The organism is Bartonella sp. AP57NXGY, from assembly GCF_042195805.1.
Lineage (GTDB): Bacteria > Pseudomonadota > Alphaproteobacteria > Rhizobiales > Rhizobiaceae > Bartonella.
The window spans coordinates 1-770 of sequence record NZ_JBHIOZ010000477.1 but is presented as its reverse complement, the minus strand read 5'-3'; the positions used below and the strand labels follow the sequence as shown (position 1 = coordinate 770).

The window sequence follows — 770 nt, the reverse complement described above, 5'->3', positions numbered from 1 at the left end:
TCTTCATCATAAGGGACAAATTCCTTCTGATTGGTGGGCTTAACCTCTTTTACTGCCTGTTGTTTGATTTCCGCTTCACCAAACTCAGTCCCTCCAGCAGTGCACCCTATTTTGACCTTTGTGTCCGAAAATGCTGTCTTAACAAACACTTTAATTGAAGTAATCAAAGCACCACGAGGTAGCGTACCTATTCTCATAGCGTTTTCTTTATCTTCATAGCTAAAATTAAGCCGCAAAAAGCTTACCTGCTGGGTATGAAGATTTCTCCCTTGCAAGGGCTGTGGTAAATAATCTGCCATGTCTTATCCCCTCAATGATTTGTTACGAATTGCACAACCACAATACATTCACCAGCATCGGTGGTTTTGTCTCGTGTTGCATAAAGGGTCATCTCCTTATCATCTGCAACAAAAGACTTTTGATCTGTTGGCGTAAAATCTTGCGTGCCTTGGGCTTTGATGTCTTTTTCACTGAACTCATTGCCCCCATAGCTGCTGCCAATCTTCAATTTCGCTTCTGAAAATGCCGTCTTAACGAACGCTTTTATTGAAGTGATCAAAGCGCCACGGGGTAATATCCCAATTTTCTCCGTAAGATGCTTATCTTTATGCGAGATATTTAACCGCAAAAAACTTACCTGTTGGGTATGTAGATTTCTGCCCTGTAATGGAGGGGGTAATTGATCTGCCATGTCTTGTTTCCTCCCTATGATTAATTATCAGGTTCACCACTGTAGGTGGGGATAACAATCGTTCCAAAATCTTGCGCTG

General features: G+C 41.9%; 2 protein-coding genes. Both read right to left on the bottom strand.

What is annotated here, in order from left to right:
* Positions 1-299: hypothetical protein (locus ACFIL8_RS11575; RefSeq protein WP_375689929.1), on the bottom strand; the 299-nt coding region annotated here is incomplete at its 3' end.
* Between the two features lie 11 nt (positions 300-310).
* Entirely contained in the window at positions 311-691 is a 381-nt protein-coding gene (locus tag ACFIL8_RS11570; protein WP_375682522.1) for a hypothetical protein, read from the bottom strand.
* Positions 692-770 lie beyond the last annotated feature (79 nt).